General features: G+C 57.8%; 16 protein-coding genes. 7 read left to right on the forward strand and 9 right to left on the reverse strand.

Translation table 11 applies throughout. From position 1 onward, the window contains the following. Nucleotides 1-1182: 1182 nt before the first annotated feature. Both CXY73_RS05745 and deoD read right to left on the reverse strand, forming a co-directional pair. Nucleotides 1183-2589 carry an MFS transporter gene (locus CXY73_RS05745; RefSeq protein ID WP_104177112.1) on the reverse strand — a complete coding sequence of 469 codons (1407 nt, stop codon included), beginning with the start codon at nucleotides 2587-2589 and terminating at the stop codon, nucleotides 1183-1185. Next, on the reverse strand, nucleotides 2589-3359 hold the full coding sequence (deoD, locus tag CXY73_RS05750; protein WP_255411362.1) for a purine-nucleoside phosphorylase: 771 nt from the start codon (nucleotides 3357-3359) through the stop codon (nucleotides 2589-2591). The genes CXY73_RS05745 and deoD overlap by 1 nt, the downstream gene beginning before the upstream one ends. Before the next feature lie 89 nt (nucleotides 3360-3448). Between deoD and CXY73_RS05755 the strand changes: the two genes are divergently transcribed. Further along, nucleotides 3449-4240, forward strand: coding sequence for a GntR family transcriptional regulator (locus CXY73_RS05755; RefSeq protein ID WP_158254038.1), 792 nt, complete (start codon nucleotides 3449-3451; stop codon nucleotides 4238-4240). A 554-nt stretch (nucleotides 4241-4794) separates the two neighbouring features. On the opposite strand, the gene CXY73_RS05760 is transcribed toward CXY73_RS05755, so the two are convergent. From CXY73_RS05760 to CXY73_RS05780, 5 genes are all read right to left on the reverse strand, one after another. Next, the gene (locus CXY73_RS05760; RefSeq protein WP_158254039.1) at nucleotides 4795-7074 is read right to left on the reverse strand and encodes a transglycosylase domain-containing protein; all 2280 of its coding nucleotides are present in this window, start codon (nucleotides 7072-7074) and stop codon (nucleotides 4795-4797) included. A gap of 201 nt (nucleotides 7075-7275) precedes the next feature. Next, nucleotides 7276-7749 carry a MarR family winged helix-turn-helix transcriptional regulator gene (locus CXY73_RS05765; RefSeq protein ID WP_104133861.1) on the reverse strand — a complete coding sequence of 158 codons (474 nt, stop codon included), beginning with the start codon at nucleotides 7747-7749 and terminating at the stop codon, nucleotides 7276-7278. A 97-nt stretch (nucleotides 7750-7846) separates the two neighbouring features. Beyond that, the gene (locus CXY73_RS05770; RefSeq protein ID WP_146071643.1) at nucleotides 7847-8218 is read right to left on the reverse strand and encodes a UPF0182 family protein; all 372 of its coding nucleotides are present in this window, start codon (nucleotides 8216-8218) and stop codon (nucleotides 7847-7849) included. A gap of 466 nt (nucleotides 8219-8684) precedes the next feature. After that, entirely contained in the window at nucleotides 8685-9248 is a 564-nt protein-coding gene (locus tag CXY73_RS05775; protein WP_146071644.1) for a hypothetical protein, read from the reverse strand. Between the two features lie 266 nt (nucleotides 9249-9514). After that, a complete protein-coding gene (locus tag CXY73_RS05780) occupies nucleotides 9515-10171 on the reverse strand; it encodes a dienelactone hydrolase family protein (RefSeq protein WP_233198167.1) in 657 nt (218 codons plus the stop codon). Between the two features lie 321 nt (nucleotides 10172-10492). Here CXY73_RS05780 and CXY73_RS05785 point away from each other — a divergent pair, with 321 nt between their 5' ends. From CXY73_RS05785 to CXY73_RS05800, 4 genes are all read left to right on the forward strand, one after another. Then, on the forward strand, nucleotides 10493-11026 hold the full coding sequence (locus tag CXY73_RS05785) for a DUF488 family protein (protein WP_104134708.1): 534 nt from the start codon (nucleotides 10493-10495) through the stop codon (nucleotides 11024-11026). Nucleotides 11027-11117: 91 nt separating this feature from the next. Then, complete coding sequence (locus CXY73_RS05790; RefSeq protein ID WP_104131165.1) at nucleotides 11118-11327, forward strand: DUF2945 domain-containing protein; 210 nt, start codon at nucleotides 11118-11120, stop codon at nucleotides 11325-11327. A gap of 256 nt (nucleotides 11328-11583) precedes the next feature. After that, a complete protein-coding gene (locus tag CXY73_RS05795; protein WP_104134707.1) occupies nucleotides 11584-12513 on the forward strand; it encodes an alpha/beta fold hydrolase in 930 nt (309 codons plus the stop codon). Between the two features lie 23 nt (nucleotides 12514-12536). Further along, nucleotides 12537-12995, forward strand: a complete 459-nt coding sequence (locus tag CXY73_RS05800) for a carboxymuconolactone decarboxylase family protein (RefSeq protein ID WP_104134706.1) — start codon at nucleotides 12537-12539, stop codon at nucleotides 12993-12995. A gap of 160 nt (nucleotides 12996-13155) precedes the next feature. Here CXY73_RS05800 and CXY73_RS05805 read toward each other — a convergent pair whose 3' ends face one another. After that, the gene (locus tag CXY73_RS05805; protein ID WP_233198161.1) at nucleotides 13156-13575 is read right to left on the reverse strand and encodes a hypothetical protein; all 420 of its coding nucleotides are present in this window, start codon (nucleotides 13573-13575) and stop codon (nucleotides 13156-13158) included. 195 nt (nucleotides 13576-13770) lie between these two features. After that, entirely contained in the window at nucleotides 13771-14778 is a 1008-nt protein-coding gene (locus CXY73_RS05810; RefSeq protein WP_146071646.1) for a universal stress protein, read from the reverse strand. A gap of 175 nt (nucleotides 14779-14953) precedes the next feature. On the opposite strand from CXY73_RS05810, the gene CXY73_RS05815 reads away from it, so the two are divergent. Then, a complete protein-coding gene (locus tag CXY73_RS05815; protein WP_104177119.1) occupies nucleotides 14954-15835 on the forward strand; it encodes a universal stress protein in 882 nt (293 codons plus the stop codon). Between the two features lie 90 nt (nucleotides 15836-15925). Further along, nucleotides 15926-16384: a cation-transporting P-type ATPase gene (locus CXY73_RS23465; RefSeq protein ID WP_369831213.1), complete on the forward strand. Its 459-nt coding sequence runs from the start codon at nucleotides 15926-15928 to the stop codon at nucleotides 16382-16384. Nucleotides 16385-16386 lie beyond the last annotated feature (2 nt).

The following is a 16386-nucleotide window of genomic DNA, read 5'->3' on the forward strand; positions in this document are numbered from 1 at the left end:
CAGCGTCCACGAGGTCGCTCTGAATGGAAGATACGGCGTGAACTCGTCTGCTCAACACACCCTCCAGTCCGGCTCTCGCTGGCGAGTCGCTCTTGATGGCATGTGATCTGTCTACATCGATTACAACCTCACTCAACACATCGCTTACAAGATCTCTCACGACACCGCTGATGAGCGCATCATGGAGCGCCGTGGCGTTATGCCTGTTCGGCGGGCGGACTCAGGCGACGAATCGGGTGGTGCGTTCAACGAGGGTCGCGATCGAGGATCCTGACGCCGAGCCAGCGATGAGATCACCCTCCCAATTCACCATACGGGCGCAGCCCGGGAGTCACTTGGTCGTTAGCCTCGGCGGACCGTTCACTGGGCAGCACTTCGTCGCGAATTTGACCCGGAGCAGTCAGATGTGCGGCTCGCAATTTTCGAGCTGATCGGCCTCATTCACCTTGACAAATTCCGTCGTCGTAGGTACCGGTGCAGGCGGACTCCGACGTAACCGCGGCTGTGCAGGTAGAGGCTTTGATAGATCGTCTAGTGGAATACCTGCAGTTCGTTCTGGCTGGCGAACACGACTGCCAGGTCGTCACTGATCTGCTGCGGACTCCAGTTCTTCCGCAAGCGTTCCTCAACGACAGCGGCAAGCTGCCGATCATCGAGCTTGCTGAGTTTGGGTCGGCACGCTCTGATCTCACACCGTTTCTGTGCGGCATAGGGTCGATAGTTGTGTGTTACCGGGTGTGCGTTCCGCACGCAGCTCCAGACGGATCGTGGACGCCGCTGACACGCCGCACGACCCAGATCCCGCGCGATCGCCCGGACACCAGCACCACCCACCTCAGATTCGCGATAGGTAGACGTTCGTCCTGACCGAGAAAACGTCCCACAGAGGCAACCGTCGAAACGGGTACCCGTCTGCCAGCGACTTTGACCCATCGATATCCCTGTCTGCGACCCATTCCTAAAGATTCACACGGGGCCGACGCCGACATACTTTCCCGAATCCGAATCCGAACAAGTTCTCATAGATCTTCATGACCAATCTCGACGCCACAGACAACACCTCACATAAACTGTGCTGTTACGACCCCTAGAAACCGTCTGACGTTTCGAAGCATGTTGAACAGAGGCCCCGGCTCTTGACCTGAGATTGGCTCGGCACGATGGCGAGCGAAATCAATCTCTTCACAATCTCGAAGTGTTCTGCTTCTCGGTGCTCTGGCGCTCCAGGATCACAATGGAGACTCGGTAGAGCACCAGACTGATGGCAGCGACCGCCGCGAGAATTAACAAGACTGATCCGTAGGAGGACGCTTGGTCGGCGCCGGTGATGCCATCCAGCAGGTTGGGCTCTAGCCTCATCAAGGCTGCGGTGTAGGCGATGCCAATTGGCACGGCGATGTTGATGGTGAGGTTGTAGAAGCCGATGGCGATACCCGAATTCTCGACCGGCACCCGCGTAATGGCGGTCGAGACGAGTGGACCGTACATCAACGCAAAGCCCATCCCGAACAAGATCATCGAGATCACGAAGAATCCGATCCACGCGTCTACCAACAGTGCCGGGAGCAGCATCGAGACGATAATCCCGATCAACGCGATGGTGATGGCTTGCTTGGACGTGAGGAACCGGGCGATCTTGCCGGTGGCCGAGCCAACTATTACTGCGGCGATGTAGCCGGGGATCAGTAGCAGGGAGACCTCGCCGAGGTTATAGCCGTAAATGTCGGAGACGAGGAACGGGAACATGAAGGTGTAGCCCAGTTGGACCGAGTAAATCACGAACACGACGATGATCATCAGTGAGTATTGGGCGTTGGCGAAGAATGCGATGGTGATCACGGCGTTGTCGTGGGTTCGAATATGCCAGACGAAGAGGATCAGTCCTGCCACGACCGGCAGCAAATACCACAAGTTGAAGTTCTGCATGAACAAGATGGTTCCGGTGGCGAACACTGCGATCAGGAAGAGCCCGAACGCGTCCACGTGGCCGGCGTTTGTCGTCTCTGCGGGAACTGTGCGCAGCACGACTGGGATGGCTAATAGGGAAAGTAACGTGATTAAAAAGAAGGCTGCCCAGCCGATGTAGGTCGCGATGAAGCCGCTGCCGACGGTGCCGATCAGCAGCGAAAATTGAAAAGCCGCGGTGCTGAAGCCTAGATACTTCTTCTGCTCGTCGCCCTTGAAGTGTTTGGTGACATAGATCACGTAGAGGGTCTCGGCGGCCGCCAAGCCGGCGGTCTGAATCAGACGGCCGACCAAGATCAGCCAAAAATTGGTCTGGAAGATGAACCCGACGATCGAACCTGCCGTCATCACGATGATCGCGAAGATAATGAGTTTTCGGATGCTGATCGAGTCGGCTAGTGCGGCGTAAACTACGGCACCGATACCAATCAGGATGCCGGCCAGGGTGGCTTGCAGGCTGACGGTGTCGACCGGCAGGTTGAGATCTTTCGCTAGCGCCGGCGACAGGAACTTGAAGCCACTGTCCAGCACCAGCGAGAAGACGAAAAGGGACAGCAGAATGGGTACAGCCCGGGTTGGTTTAAAAACCTGGAACGGATCCGTAGCGTTGGTCGCCGTGCCCATCAGACCAATTCCAACGCGATCTCGATCATCGCAGTGAAGGCGGTTTGCCGTTCTGCAGGGGTGGTCTTGGCGTTGGTGACGAGATGGTCGCTGACGGTGAAGATGCCAAGCGCATCGACGCCCGCGGCCGCGGCGTTGGCGAACAACCCTGCCGACTCCATCTCCACGGCAAGGAGGCCCATATTCATCCACTTGCCCATGGCACCGGGATCGGCGCCGTAGAACAGGTCCGACGAGAGTACGTTGCCGACGTGAGTACGTTGGCCGCGCTGGTCGGCGATCCGCTTGGCCTGCTCTAGTAGCCGGTACGAAGACAGCGGCGCCCATAGGCCGGGCAGGTCGAACTGGTGCAGATAGTTTGAGTCGGTCGATGCGCCCTGGGCGATGACTACGTCGTAAAGGTTCATGCGCTCCTGCATGGCGCCGCAGGTGCCCACCCGGATCAGGTTCTTAACCCCGAAAAAATGGATCAGCTCATAGCTGTAGAGCGAGATAGAAGGGATACCCATACCCGTGCCCATTACGGACACGGGACGCCCCCGGTAAGTGCCCGTAAAGCCCAACATGTTACGAACCTCGTTGAAGCACCGGATGTCGTCGAAGTAGGTCTCGGCGATGAATTTCGCTCGCAGTGGGTCCCCGGGTAGCAGGATTGTCTCGGCAACGTCCACCCCTTTCGGATCAATGTGCGGCGTACTACTCGTGGCCATAGTGGGAAACGGCTCCTTCGTCGTTGACGGTGATCCGGTGTTAACGGTACTTGAACTCACGTGGACTCCATTGTCAGGATTACAGTATGAGGTTATACCTCTTGAGTAAGATGTCACACATGATACTGTCGGGGCAGCAAGGAGGTCGCGTGACGACCCGTTTGGAACCTCACCCGTTCTTGCAACAGCAACTCCACCTTGCCGTTGGCCAACCGATTCGAGTTGCCATTTATACTCGGCTTGCCGAGGGGATCCGCTCTGGCGCATTCCGGCTCGGCGAGATGCTGCCGAGAGAAACAGAGCTCTCTGCAATGCTCGGCGTCAGCCGCACGCCCGTACGCGAAGCGTTGCTGCTTCTCGAAGAAGACGGGTTGCTGGTCACCCGGCGCGGAGTTGGGCGATTCGTCACGGACTCCCTTCCGCGCGGCGGGCTGGAGCAGATGCGGCCATTTGAGGTTGTCTTAGCGAACCCGACCATGACAATGACTGTGCAGCCGGTGCGCTTCGAGTTGGAGAAGGTAACAGACTTCGTATCCAACCGGCTCGCGCTCGACCCGACTGCGAACGCTTGGATCCGCGAGAGCGTCTTGCTGCAAGATGGCTCTCCCGTTGCGACTGTTCAAGAGCATCTCCCTGCTGGGCGCTATCTCAGTGATGTGAGCGTGCGAATCGCATCCGAACTTTTGGAGATCGCCGACGAGCCACGGACGCTCCTCGCGTCCATGCAGGCCAACGGTCACGTCTTCACAAACGCCGTGTGCCAGATCGTTGCTACCGATGCTGGCCCCACGCGGGCGAAACTGTTGAACGTGAAGCCGTCGGCGGCGGTCCTCATCATTACTCAGACGGCGGGGCACTGCGGAGTGCCGCTCTACGCCGCGAAGTGTGTCGTCGCACCCGGTCACGGGTCGCTGTCGATAACGCAACACAACCCGAACTAGTGCCGCATTACGGCGGAACTGGGACGTGACTCTTATCGTCTTCGATCAGAGGCTAACCGCTCTGGTGGGCGCGGTTGACCGTGGAATCCACAGACACGTCCTACGAGCTCAACCCAACTGAAAGAAATTGAAAGGACGAGTGTAGATCAAAGCCGAGAACGGCAATCAGTGCGAGTGCGGGGAGAGAGGCGCAGTATTCGAGCGAGTTCGCCGCGATCTGACGCGTAACGACTTGGGCAGCGTCCGAGATTGGCGAGAGCCCACTGCATTAGCGGTGGGCCCTCGCTCATCACGATAACAAACGTCACTGATAACGTCATCCTAAAGCGATTCAAACGAGTTGCTCCCGGGGATTGAGCTTGGCGATTGACTGGGCCGATTGCAGGCCACCGGCGAGCTATGCGCGCAAAGCCCTGAGCGGCTGGGATTTTCCGACGAGTTCGGAGATAGTTACGAAAAATCCCTGACTACGCTACGCCCGGGGAAGGTGAGGAATCTGTCGGGGCTAATTTGTTTGGAGTGGAGAACTCCGGTTCCAACGGTACGGGCATGGGCTACACCCCGGTGTTGGAGTCCACAGTGACCGTTGAACCCAGTTGCGCCCGGGTACCGGCAGCCGGATCGGAACGTATCGGTGTTCCTTCGGGTTGGTTAGCGGCTGCCTCCCCACCGTCGGTGAAGGTGAATCCTGCGGATTCCAATGTCGTTTGTGCCTCTGCCATTGATGAGCCCCGTACTTCGGGGACGTCGACACGAAGCGTGCGGAGGGCGCTGGGGGATGCGTCGGCGAAGTCGTCTCCGCCGTACTTCGCATTGGCTACGGACATGACGTCAGGCCACATCCGATGGCGGGCCGTAGCGGCGTATCCGCTGTCGAAGTAGAGAGAACGCTGATTGAGAGAGCCGGTGACGCTCACGACACCGGCCACGGTTGCCACCTCGGTGCTGGCGCCACTCATCCAGGTATCAGCGGCGTCACCCGTTGTTCCTGTTTTTCCGATCATTGGAACGCGGGGACTGGTCCGGTAGTACGACGAGCGTGCAGTGCCCTCGCTCATCACGCGCTGCATGGCATAGGCCATGGCGCCCGCGATGGCGGGCTCAACTGATGCGCTGCACTCGGATTTTGGAACGGGCAGTTCGGTGTCATCCGCACCTACGATTCGATCGATGACGACAGGTGTACAGGTCACCCCATCGTTGGCGATGCCGGCGAAAGCGACGGCCATCGTGAGGGGCGCGATGTCGTTGGTTCCGAGCACGGAACTAGCCCCTTGGCTAAGCGGATCGCCGTCGGCTCGGTGCACGTCAAAGGCTTCGGCGGTCTTCCGGATACCGCACAGGTCGAGCTCTTTCGCCATGCCCAGGTATCCGGTGTTGTAGGAATTGATGGTCGATTCGAGCGCGCTGTAATTGGATCGGTTTTGGCTCAATGAGTCGTTGCGAGGATTCCACCCTGGGTAACGCTGCGGACCCCGGCAACTGTCTTGGAAAGCGCCCCAGTGTGACGTGCGCTCAGAATCGACGCGCTCGTTGAGGGAATGCCCCTCGCTCAACCATTCGGCCAGAGTGAATACCTTGTAGGTTGAACCGGGGTGAAAACCGCTCGAGCCCCCAGCGGCATAGTCGGTGTTGTAGTTGATCGCGGTGTAATTTGCTCCGGAATTTAGCACGGCCGGATCCTGGCTGTAGTCCTTATTCTGGGTCATGGCGAGCACCCGGCCGGTACCGACCTGAACGCTGGAAATGGCGGCGCCCACGTCTCCCGCGTCGGAGACCTTGGGAACATTTTCATTCATGGTTGTCACGGCCGCACTCTGCAGGTCCAGATCGAGCGTGGTGTACACGTCGTACCCACCACGGCGAAAATTGAGCAGCCGCGTTTCTTCGTCCTCACCGAAAATGGTGTCGGTCTGGAGTGCGTGCACGACGTAGTCGCAGAAGTAGGCGCTGGCGCCAGCTGTAGCGCAGCCGGTACTGGGCGCCGTGATGATCGGGGCGATTACGGTGGCGACCGCTCTCTCGTACTGGGCCGCAGAGATCTTTTTCTCGGCGAGCATCTCCCCGAGAATGTAATCGCGGCGCACCTTATTGGCGGCATAGTCGTTGGCGGCGCCATTGGTGTCACTGTCCGGCATATCGAGCTGAAACTTTCGTGGGTTGTTCACGATCGCCACGAGGCTTGCGGCCTGCGGCAGAGTTACCGCCGCCGCGGTCGTGTTGAAGTAATGATTGGCCGCTGCCTCAATACCGTAGACCGTCCCGCCGAAGCCCGTGATGTTGAGGTACTGGCGAAGAATGTCCGCCTTGTCGTACTTCTTCTCCACGGCGATCGCGAAGCGCATCTCCCGAAGTTTGCGCTCGGCGGTAACTTCCGTGGCCGCCGTGTAGCAGGCGTCGCTTTGCGTGTGATCGGCGATGACCTCGCATTTCTGCACGAGAACGTTCTTCACATACTGCTGCGTGATCGAGGATCCTCCCTGCAACGAATCGCTGAACGTGTTGCGCACAACCGCGCGAAGGACTCCCTGGATGTCAATGCCATTGTGCTCAAAGAAACGAGGGTCCTCCCCGGAGACCGCGGCATCCTTCACGAATTGGCTGATCGCATCCGATTCGACCTCGACCCGATTCTGGTCGTAGAACGACGCAAGCAGCACGGGGGTGCCATCGCTCTGGGTGGCGTAAATGTTGCTCTTTTGTGAGAGCTGCTCGATTCCCAGATAACCCGGCAGGCTGTCGAGGACGGTGATGGTGTTCGTCGCACTCAGGCCGGCCAATGCGACGACCGGCGTGATACTCGCCGTCACGAGGATGCCTGCGACGACACTCATTCCGACAAGTCCCATGAATGCGCCGAGGGACTTGCCTCTTGTTTTCGTGGGGACAGCGAGATTAGTGTCTAAAATTATCGCTACCTCATGGATCGATTAGTCGACAAAACGGGAGGAGTACGCCTCGACCGCTCACACGCGTGACGCCGGAGTCACGGTCTCATCCGTGGTGGGTAGAGTCTTGTAAGGTCCCTTATCGGGCTAGATGCCAAGGATCAACAATTCTTCCGACGACGTCTCCCCGGCGGCCCTGGCAAAGAGTTCAAATGCGGAAACAATTGCAGACTTTTGGTCGAGCGACAAGGCGGACAGGATTTTGGCAATATTGTCGCGGCGCTGTTCAAGGGCATGAGTGACTAGGTTTTGTCCTGCGGGCGTGAGTTCAATAAGTACCTCTCGCCGGCTGGCTGGTCTGGTCGTCCGCCTTACCCAACCGGCTTCGACAATGCGATCGATGGCCCGGCTCAACGTGGAGGGAAGGACACCGATGGCTTCGCCCAGGACGCCCATCCGCAAGGGCCCCGAGGTATCTAACAGCACGAGAACACGAAACTGGGGCAACGTCACGATCTCCAGGACGCCTGCGACAGATCGAGCCACCACACCCATCAGCGCACGAGAAGCTGTCAACGCGGCGTCCGCCGCGCGAGCGTCGAAATCTTCGTCATGAATCACTTACGCCCTCTTCTCATGCAATAGTTGCAAGAACACAACAATTGCAAGTATACATTTATGGCGGGCTGGCACCCAATGTAAACCTCAATACCAAGGGCTAATCACCGGCGAACAGCCCCAACGGCCCCGGGATGGCGTACATCGCCAGTCGATGCAGCGGTTCAATGGCTTCCTGGTACCGGTTTGGTTGAGAGTTGAGCTTCGCGTACGTCGTACGCATGCGGTACGCGAGCCCAATGCTCACGACTACGGGCACAGACATCGCCACGAATCCGGTCAGGAACAGCACGATGTGAGCGATCCACTGTGTGGTCAGAACGTTGAGGAAGCCAAGTTGGGCAAACCACAAGACATCCGTATACAGCCCGGCGAAGATAAAGAACAAGATCACGAGCCCTGCGATACTCGCCGCCGTAATAACTAGCGGGGCTCGGCTTCGGATAGGAGTGCTGGACGAAGAGGAAGTCACGAATTAGCCGCTTGCTCTCAGTGCTCGGGACACGTATAACGTTATCCCGAATTTACTGATCAATGCATAACGTCAACTCTGTTTTTAGCCAGTAATACCACTCTAAGCCGCTTAAATAATTGTTATTCAAGAAAGTTATTCACTGCTCACCAAGACAAATTATGACGTTATTTGAATCATTGGATTATTCGAATTGTTTCGTCGGTAGAGCATCTTCGCAAGGTGGTGGGGATGAGGAGAATCCCGAACAGTGGCATTGGTACGCTATGGACGGCTCAGACCATGGACGGCACACCGAAGAGCGCCCGTCGCGTGGCGGGGGCGCTTTCACCGCGTCGGTATTCGTTCATAGATCGTTGGTGTTTCCGCCGTTCCGTCCCGTTCCCTATCATCCCGGCACGGAGGCATTAGTTGTAGTCGTAGAAGCATCAGTGATCCCGCGAATGTCGCCGCTGATCCGTATATCTCAGTTGCTGGTGCTGTTGGGCAGGTACGGCTCAAGCCATTTCAGGCTGCCGTTTCGTATAGGGATTTGCACTGATTCGGTGTCCGCTCCCACGGTGATAGTGACATCCGCTACAGCACCTGCTATGTCATCAGCGGTCTCGAACAGAGTCGGGTATTCCTGGAAGGCATACTGTTGCCCCGGATCGAGGGTAACGGAGATCTTGTCGTCTTGGTCTGAGAGCGTTACCTGGATTTCTGCCTCTGACCCATTCAGGAGAACTCCGATAAGGCGTGCGGGCTCAGCCTCGCCGTGTGTGACTAGGAGCAGGTTTCTGACTTCGACAGGACCCACCTCCGCGTTCATGCCGAGGTTTATCGATCCCAGCTCCGTCGGAGGTATGGGAGGGGGTCCGAGGAAGGAGCAGCCTGACAACCCCCCAACCATAAGCAGCAACCCTGAAGCAATGATTCGATTACGCACGACACTCCGCCTGGAGGTAAGAGGAGCCTTGGTCTGGCTGGCGGAGCGCACGATGCTGCGGTCCGACAGTCGCACGGAGATCAGTGCGAACATTCTGGTCATTGTGGGTCCTCCTGCTTGGTCTATTGCGGCTACTTGTGGTCTTTCTGCTAAGGCCATCGCCCGGTGATTTTCACTTCCGACGATTAGTTTATGTGCCGCGCGCAACTCAACCCTTGACCGATGCCGCGCGGAAGCAGGCGTGTTTGGGGAAGATTGCGGAGAACATTATCTTGCGGGACGCGATCCAAACAAATTTTTCTAAGATAGTTGAACCCGCACCAGATTGCTTACCAAGTGCTTATCGATTTTCTGGGGCAGCTTGAGGCCTAGCGTAGATGGGTTTTCAGGAAGAGGGATGTTCGCGCGAATGCGTCTGTTGCCTCGACTGCGGCGTGGTGCGGAAGGTCCGGGTCCAGGGCAAAGCCGTGACGGGCCTTGGGGTAGACAATGACAGCGGATTGCGTGGTATTGGGGGTGAGGATTTCGCGCATCTGTTGGATGTCACGAGCGGGGGTGCTGGCGTCCTTGCCGGCATATATTCCCAGCCAGGGGGTCTTAAGCACGCGTGCGGCATCGATTCCGCTGAGGATGCCAGGCCAGCGTGGCGAAGCCAGGCTAGCGCCGTAGAAGGTGACGGCGGCGTCGATGCGCAGTGTTGCTGCCGCCCACACTGCGAGGGTCCCTCCCATAGAGAAACCCATTATCGCTACTTTCTGTGCTCCCTGGGCGCGGATCCAGGTTAGGGCGCTCTCGATGTCAAATGTGATCCCTTTCGCCGTAAGGGTGTCGTGGTACCGGCGGGCTTTTTTGAACTTCCCATCGGTGACGACGGGGTCCTCGATGCGGTGGTAGAGGTGTGGCGCTGCCGTGATATAACCGCAGCCGGCCAGGCGGACGACGAGATCGGCAACTGGCGCGGAGAGGCCCCAGACCTCATGGAGCACGATGACTCCAGCTCGCGCTTCACCGGTCGGCACTGACACTGTCAACGGGACATCACCAGGCCCTGCAGTTTTAATCGCGTGTGAATGGTCGGAACGGTTCGGGATCGGTTGCATGCTTTCTCCGTTCGTTCGAGGACTCCCTTTGGCCGCGGTGTTATCGGAGATATCCGCGCCTAGCTCGTGGAACCGGTGGACTGGAACGAGGAAGCTTCGTCCGTGATCAGGTTAGCGACGGCTTCAGGATGGCAACAGGGCGATGGCCAGCATCCGAGGTCCCGCTCGTTATTGCGGAGCCGGATGTCGAGCGCGCACATCTGACATTCCTGACGTGGACTTCAGTACGTGGGGTTGAATGGGAGCATGGATGCAATCTGCGTGTACACGATCGGGCATTCGACTCATCCCATTGATGAGTTCGTTGGAATGTTGACTAAACACGGTGTCGAACGACTCGTCGACGTGCGCACCGTTCCGGGGTCTCGTCACAACCCGCAATTTGCGGAACACGAACTTATCGTCAGCATGCCGGAGGCAGGTATTGACTATCAGCGGCTCCCCGAGCTCGGCGGGCTACGACACACCCCGGCGGCAGAAGCATCTATCAATGGAGCGTGGCGTAATAAAAGCTTTCGCAACTACGCCGACTACATGCAAACGTCCGAGTTCAGAGCCGGTGTCGACGAGTTGCTGGCATTGGCGAGGAATCAGACAGTGGCGATCATGTGTGCCGAGGCTGTGCCCTGGCGTTGTCACCGATCACTGATCGGAGACGCATTACTGGCGCGGGACTTTCAGGTTCTCGACATCATGAGTCTGACCTCGACCAAGCCGCACACACTGACCAGCTTTGCCAAAGTCGATGGCGACCGTGTCTGGTACCCACCAGAAGAGTGATCGATGAGGGTGCCAATCCAGATCGGGGCGACGTAGTACAGCGAATATGGTGAAGAGATTCGGCAACAGTGTGAAAGCGGAAGGTGCACCTATGATAAAAAAATTCTCAGTCGGCGATCACGTGCGCTGGAACTCCGAGGCCGGCCATGTGCGCGGCACCATTACGAAGATTCATACGAAGGACGTGGAATACAAAGGCCACATTCGCCGCTGCAGTGTTGATGATCCGCAGTACGAGATCACGAGCGACACGACCGATCACGTGGCGATGCATAAGGGCGAGGCCCTGACGAGAATCTAGCCGTGCGCGGCCACCACTATGGATACCAACGCGAACGTGCCCACGTTCTGTGCTTGCTGGCATTGGTGATGGCGACCACGGTCGGAGGTCGGCGGTCTGTGCCGCAGCCCGGATAGAAGTGAGTTGGCGCGCAGATGTGGTCACCTTCTGTTGCGTCATGGATGGTAAGGGTGGCATCACTTCGTAGCTATATTGACATGAGCTACTGCCAGTGCAAGTCTGAATTGTAGGCATGGACGGGTGAAGCGAGGACAGTATGGGCGAATTCACAACGGAAACTGATCAGCTCACGCGGGTGCGCCATCGCACCATTTCCGTCGATGGGGTAGAGATCTTCTTCCGGGAGGCGGGCCCGGCGGATGCGCCGACTCTCGTACTCCTGCATGGCTTCCCTGCTGCGTCGCACCAGTATGCGCGCCTGATGGATCGGCTCAGCGATAGGGTACATCTCATCGCACCGGATTACCCGGGTTTTGGTTACAGCAGCGCTCCCGCCTCGAGCAGCGGCGGCGGAGACTTCGTCTACTCTTTCGATCACCTCGCTGAGGTCATGGAAGCGTTTCTGGTCAGCCTCGGCATCGACGAGTTCTTTATGTACGTTTTCGACTTTGGGGCTCCTATCGGGTATCGCATCGCGTCGCGGCATCCGAATTGGATTCAGGGGGTCATCGCACAAAATGGCAACGCGTATGAGGTGGGGCTGGGGCCGAATATGCAGCCTGTGGTTCAGTACTGGATAAATCACGAGGGGATGGAGCCGGTTATCCGTGGAGCGCTGACAGCTGACGCAACACGCTCCCAGCATCTCGAGGGAACGGCACGCCCAGAGTCCGTCGATCCGGACGTATGGACCTTGGATCAACACTGGCTCGATCAAGCTGGACGAGACCAGATCATGCTTGATTTGCTTTATGACTATCAGTCCAATGTCGTGCTGTACCCCGTGTGGCAAGCGTGGATGCGCGAGCATCAGCCTCCCATGCTTGTGCCGTGGGGGCGCAACGATCAGTTCTTTTCTGAAGCAGGGGCGCGCGCGTACCTCGATGATCTTCCCTCCGCTGAACTGCACCTGCTCGACACCGGGCACTTCGCCTTGGATGAACAGCTGGACACCGTCGTGCATTTGATCGATGACTTCATCGGGCGACATACGCAAGAGGAGCCACTCGAAGTACACGCACCTTAAACACAAACAGAAAGATAACGACAATGTCATTTGAGCAACGCCTCTCCGTCCGGGATGTCGATCCTGAGGCTTATAAACCGATGGTTGCCCTTGAGAAGTACATCCACGCGGGAAGCTTGGGTGAAGCCTTGTTGGCGCTGGTGAAAATTCGTGCGTCGCAGATCAATGGTTGTGCGTACTGCCTGGACATGCACGGGCGTGAAGCTCGAGCGGCGGGCATCGATCAGCGTCGCCTCGATGTGTTGGCTGGATGGGAGGAAGCGCCGAACGTGTACTCCGAACGCGAACGTGCCGCCATAGCACTCACTGAGGCGGTGACACTCATCGGAAACGGCGGTGTGTCGGACTCGTTGTGGGGGCAGGTGAGGGAATCATTCGAGGAGAGGGAAATTGTGCAGCTATTGATGGCCATCGCTGCGATCAACGTGTGGAACCGTCTGGCGGTGAGTACTCACCAGAGCCTTCCACCGCAAACGACCTAACTAATCTCGCTACTCCCATGATCGGCGGGGAGAGATATACATCGACACGACGCACGCATAAACTTAATGGCCGTGACCTCATCGAATGAAAAGGTCAAGGAGTATGACTCCACGCGGGGATTGGCATCTGCGGGCTGACTCGGTCGCTGGCGATCTTGGACTAGCCGCTTTCGGCTTTTCGGCGGAGGCACCCAACGCGGCCGCGCCGCTCGACCGATCGTTGGCGTAGAGGCATCAGGGTCGACCTACGGGCAGCATCGAGGAGGTTGGTGAAGACCACAAGGCCGACAATCAGTCTCATCAACGGGTCACGGCTGACGAGTCGAAATCCTTCGGCGAGGTCCGACCAGTAGGACGTGTGCGGCGGGTCGTTGTCGTTTTTAGCGCGGCTGAGCAAGGCAGGCACAACGGTTACGAATGCCCAAGTCAGGAGAGCCGAAACTGCGAACGTGGCAGCATTGTCGAAGAGAGCCGCGATTGGTCCTACGGATGCCACAAGCAGTCCTGCGATCGAGGCGCCGATCAGCTTGGCGAACCGCTCCGAACCGTCGAGTAGGCCAATACACGGCGTGAGTCGCACACCCGCGCAAGCCATCAGATTGGGTAGCATAACCCGTCGAGCGGTCTGTCCAGGAGTGTCGAGCAATCCGCCTGCGAATATTATAAGGAGAAGCGAGCACAGTCGCTCGCAACCTGAGTGTGTCAAACCCCACAGGTTGCAAGACTCCAAGCTGAACCAAATTGGCGCGACTGGAGCCCAATAGCAGACTCGGTGCTAACTCACCATGTTCGCTTCGGGGACAACCATGATCGGCGATCGTCCGTGGTGCAGCACGGCTTGGCTAACGGAGCCTAAGAGCAGTCCGGGGAATCCGCCGAGGCCTCGGGTCCCGAGCACCACCAAGTCAGCGGTTTGCGTCGTTTGAACAAGAACTTCTGCTGGCTTTCCCACGAAGAGATGTCGACTGAGTTTCACGTCGGGGTACCGTTCTGCGACCGTAGTGATGACGCGGGTCAACTTTGCCAGTTCCTCTTCATAATACGGATCTGAATTTTCCATGGACGGCGACCAAACCAAGTCACCGACGGGTGTGCCTGTCACGGACACCAATGCAAGCGGTTTGCCGTGGATGCGCGCCATTTCTGCAGCTTCCCATAACGCTGGGCTCTGCATACCCGAGTCAACCGCGATCACGATTTGACCAGCAAAGGAAAGATCATTAATCACGTTATCCTGCTGCCGCGGCCGGTCTTCTACATGCACTGCTTCGAAGAAGGTTGGCTGCATCGTGCTCTTTTCGCCGCGTTCGTTGCGGGGGACACCACGAGCACCTTGATCGTCTTCCAACTCGGTTGCAGTGGTATCGTGCCCCTGCAAAACCACGACAGTGGGACAGTGTGAGTGGGCCGCCAGGCCCGAGGAGACGCTACCTAACAGTCGCCCGACAAAACCTCCTCTGCCGCGCTTGCCGACTACGGCCAGTTTGGTGGTTTCGGAATGTTCGACAAGAACCTTGGTGGCATCACCGGACTCCACATGCGCTTCGGTGCGGATATTTTGAGCTTCTGCGCGTTTCGTTGCATGGTCCAGAACGGCTTGGGCTTCTTGTCTCGCGGCCAGTGCATAGCTCGCTCCGACAATGGGATCCGCGACAAAAGTTGAGGGAAACGTGCTCACTAATCGCAGTGACCAATTGCGACTATTAGCCTCGACAATCGCCCAATCCAGAGCTCTATCGCTGTTCGACGAGCCATCAACGCCAACCAGAATCACATTGCGCATATTCACAGCCTTGCATAGTCGAGGGAAAAAGGAGCGACGTTTGTAGCACCAGTTCAGGGGCGCCCGTCCGGACCAGCCTCAGTTCTGGCGAGCAGTGTCCGTTACACTGGAGGCCTATTCGGGCACTAATTCTCCATAAGACTAATTCTCCATAAGATCGAGGAGAGGAAACGGTATGGCCGAGACAATTGTTCTCGCACTAAACGGCGGTACGGGAAGCCGCGCTGCGCTCGACTGGGTGATTGAGCGTGCCCGCACCATTCAGGTATCTCTGGAACTGATTACTGTCATCGATCTGGCAAGGTTGCCGATGACGATTACGAAGGACAGGGTCATTCCTGCTTACGAGCAGATGTTAATGGACGCCGCAAGTCGAGTGAGACGCAACGCGCCTGCTGTGCAGGTGATGACGTCGGTACGACGAGGCGCACCGCTCCAGGAGTTGCTGAATTCTGCCGCTAATGCCGATCTGCTCGTTATCGGTACGCGTGAGGCCACGGGCTCTCTCTATGGAACATTGCGCCACCAGATCGCAGCGGGGGTGAGTTGCCCCCTCGTTATCGTGCCCACAGACTGGACGCCTCGTAACGGTTCCGTCGTCGTCGGCGTGGATGACGACGAAACCTCTTACCTTGCGGTGGACTTCGCCGCTCGGGAAGCCGAGCGGCTCGGCCGTGAACTGTCGGTCGTACATGCGTGGCGTATCCCCACCTTGCTCGCTCTCAGATGGTTGGACGCTGGGGCTAGTCCGTATAACGAGATACGTATGGCACACGCTGAAGTTCTGGCAGGAATGGTCGAACGGGTCCGCGCCGAGCATGCGGCCGTGGTTGTTCGAGACACCCTCGAACACGGATCTGCTGCTTTGGTAATCACCGACGCGGCGGAGAACGCTGAAATGGTCGTGGTAGGCACCCCCGAACGGGGGATGATGGCTGGGCTGTTACTCGGCTCGGTTGCTCACGACCTGCTGATCAGTATGCCGTGCCCGGTCGTGGTCGTGCCGCACCCAGCCGACATGCCTCTGCTCATCGCGAACGCCGAGCAGAATAAATAATGACTCTGCAGAAGCGGCCGGGTCGACATATCGAGTTCATGCATCAATTACCCGGGTTTCGACGTGTGGCCCTTACGAGACTGTGCTTTCATGAGCATTACTTCCCAGACGGAGGCGCCCTTCCGAGCGCACGATCCCTATGCGCGTCTGGTGGAGGAAGTGCTTGCGGATCTTGAATCGAAGCCGGAGGGCTTGAACGTTAGCGCTGCAGAGCAACGGCTGGCGGTTTATGGTCCTAACTTGCTGGCTGCCCCGCTGACGAAGAACCCGGTGGTGCGGTTTTTGTCTCACTTCAACGACGTGCTCATTTATGTGTTGTTGGCCGCTGCCGTGCTGAAGTCGATTTTTGGCGATTGGATCGATGCCGCAGTGATTTTCGCCGTAGCCGTGATTAATGCGGTGATTGGTTTCTTGCAGGAAGGCCGAGTTGAGAAGGCGCTGGACGGTATCCGCCGGATGCTGTCCTTGCACGCGTATGTTCGCCTCGACGCTGTGTGGGTTGACGTCGATGCGGAAGCGCTCGTGCCCGGCGATATTGTGCGAGTTTAATC

The organism is Cryobacterium sp. Y50 (genome assembly GCF_002929805.1).
Taxonomy (GTDB): Bacteria; Actinomycetota; Actinomycetes; order Actinomycetales; family Microbacteriaceae; genus Cryobacterium.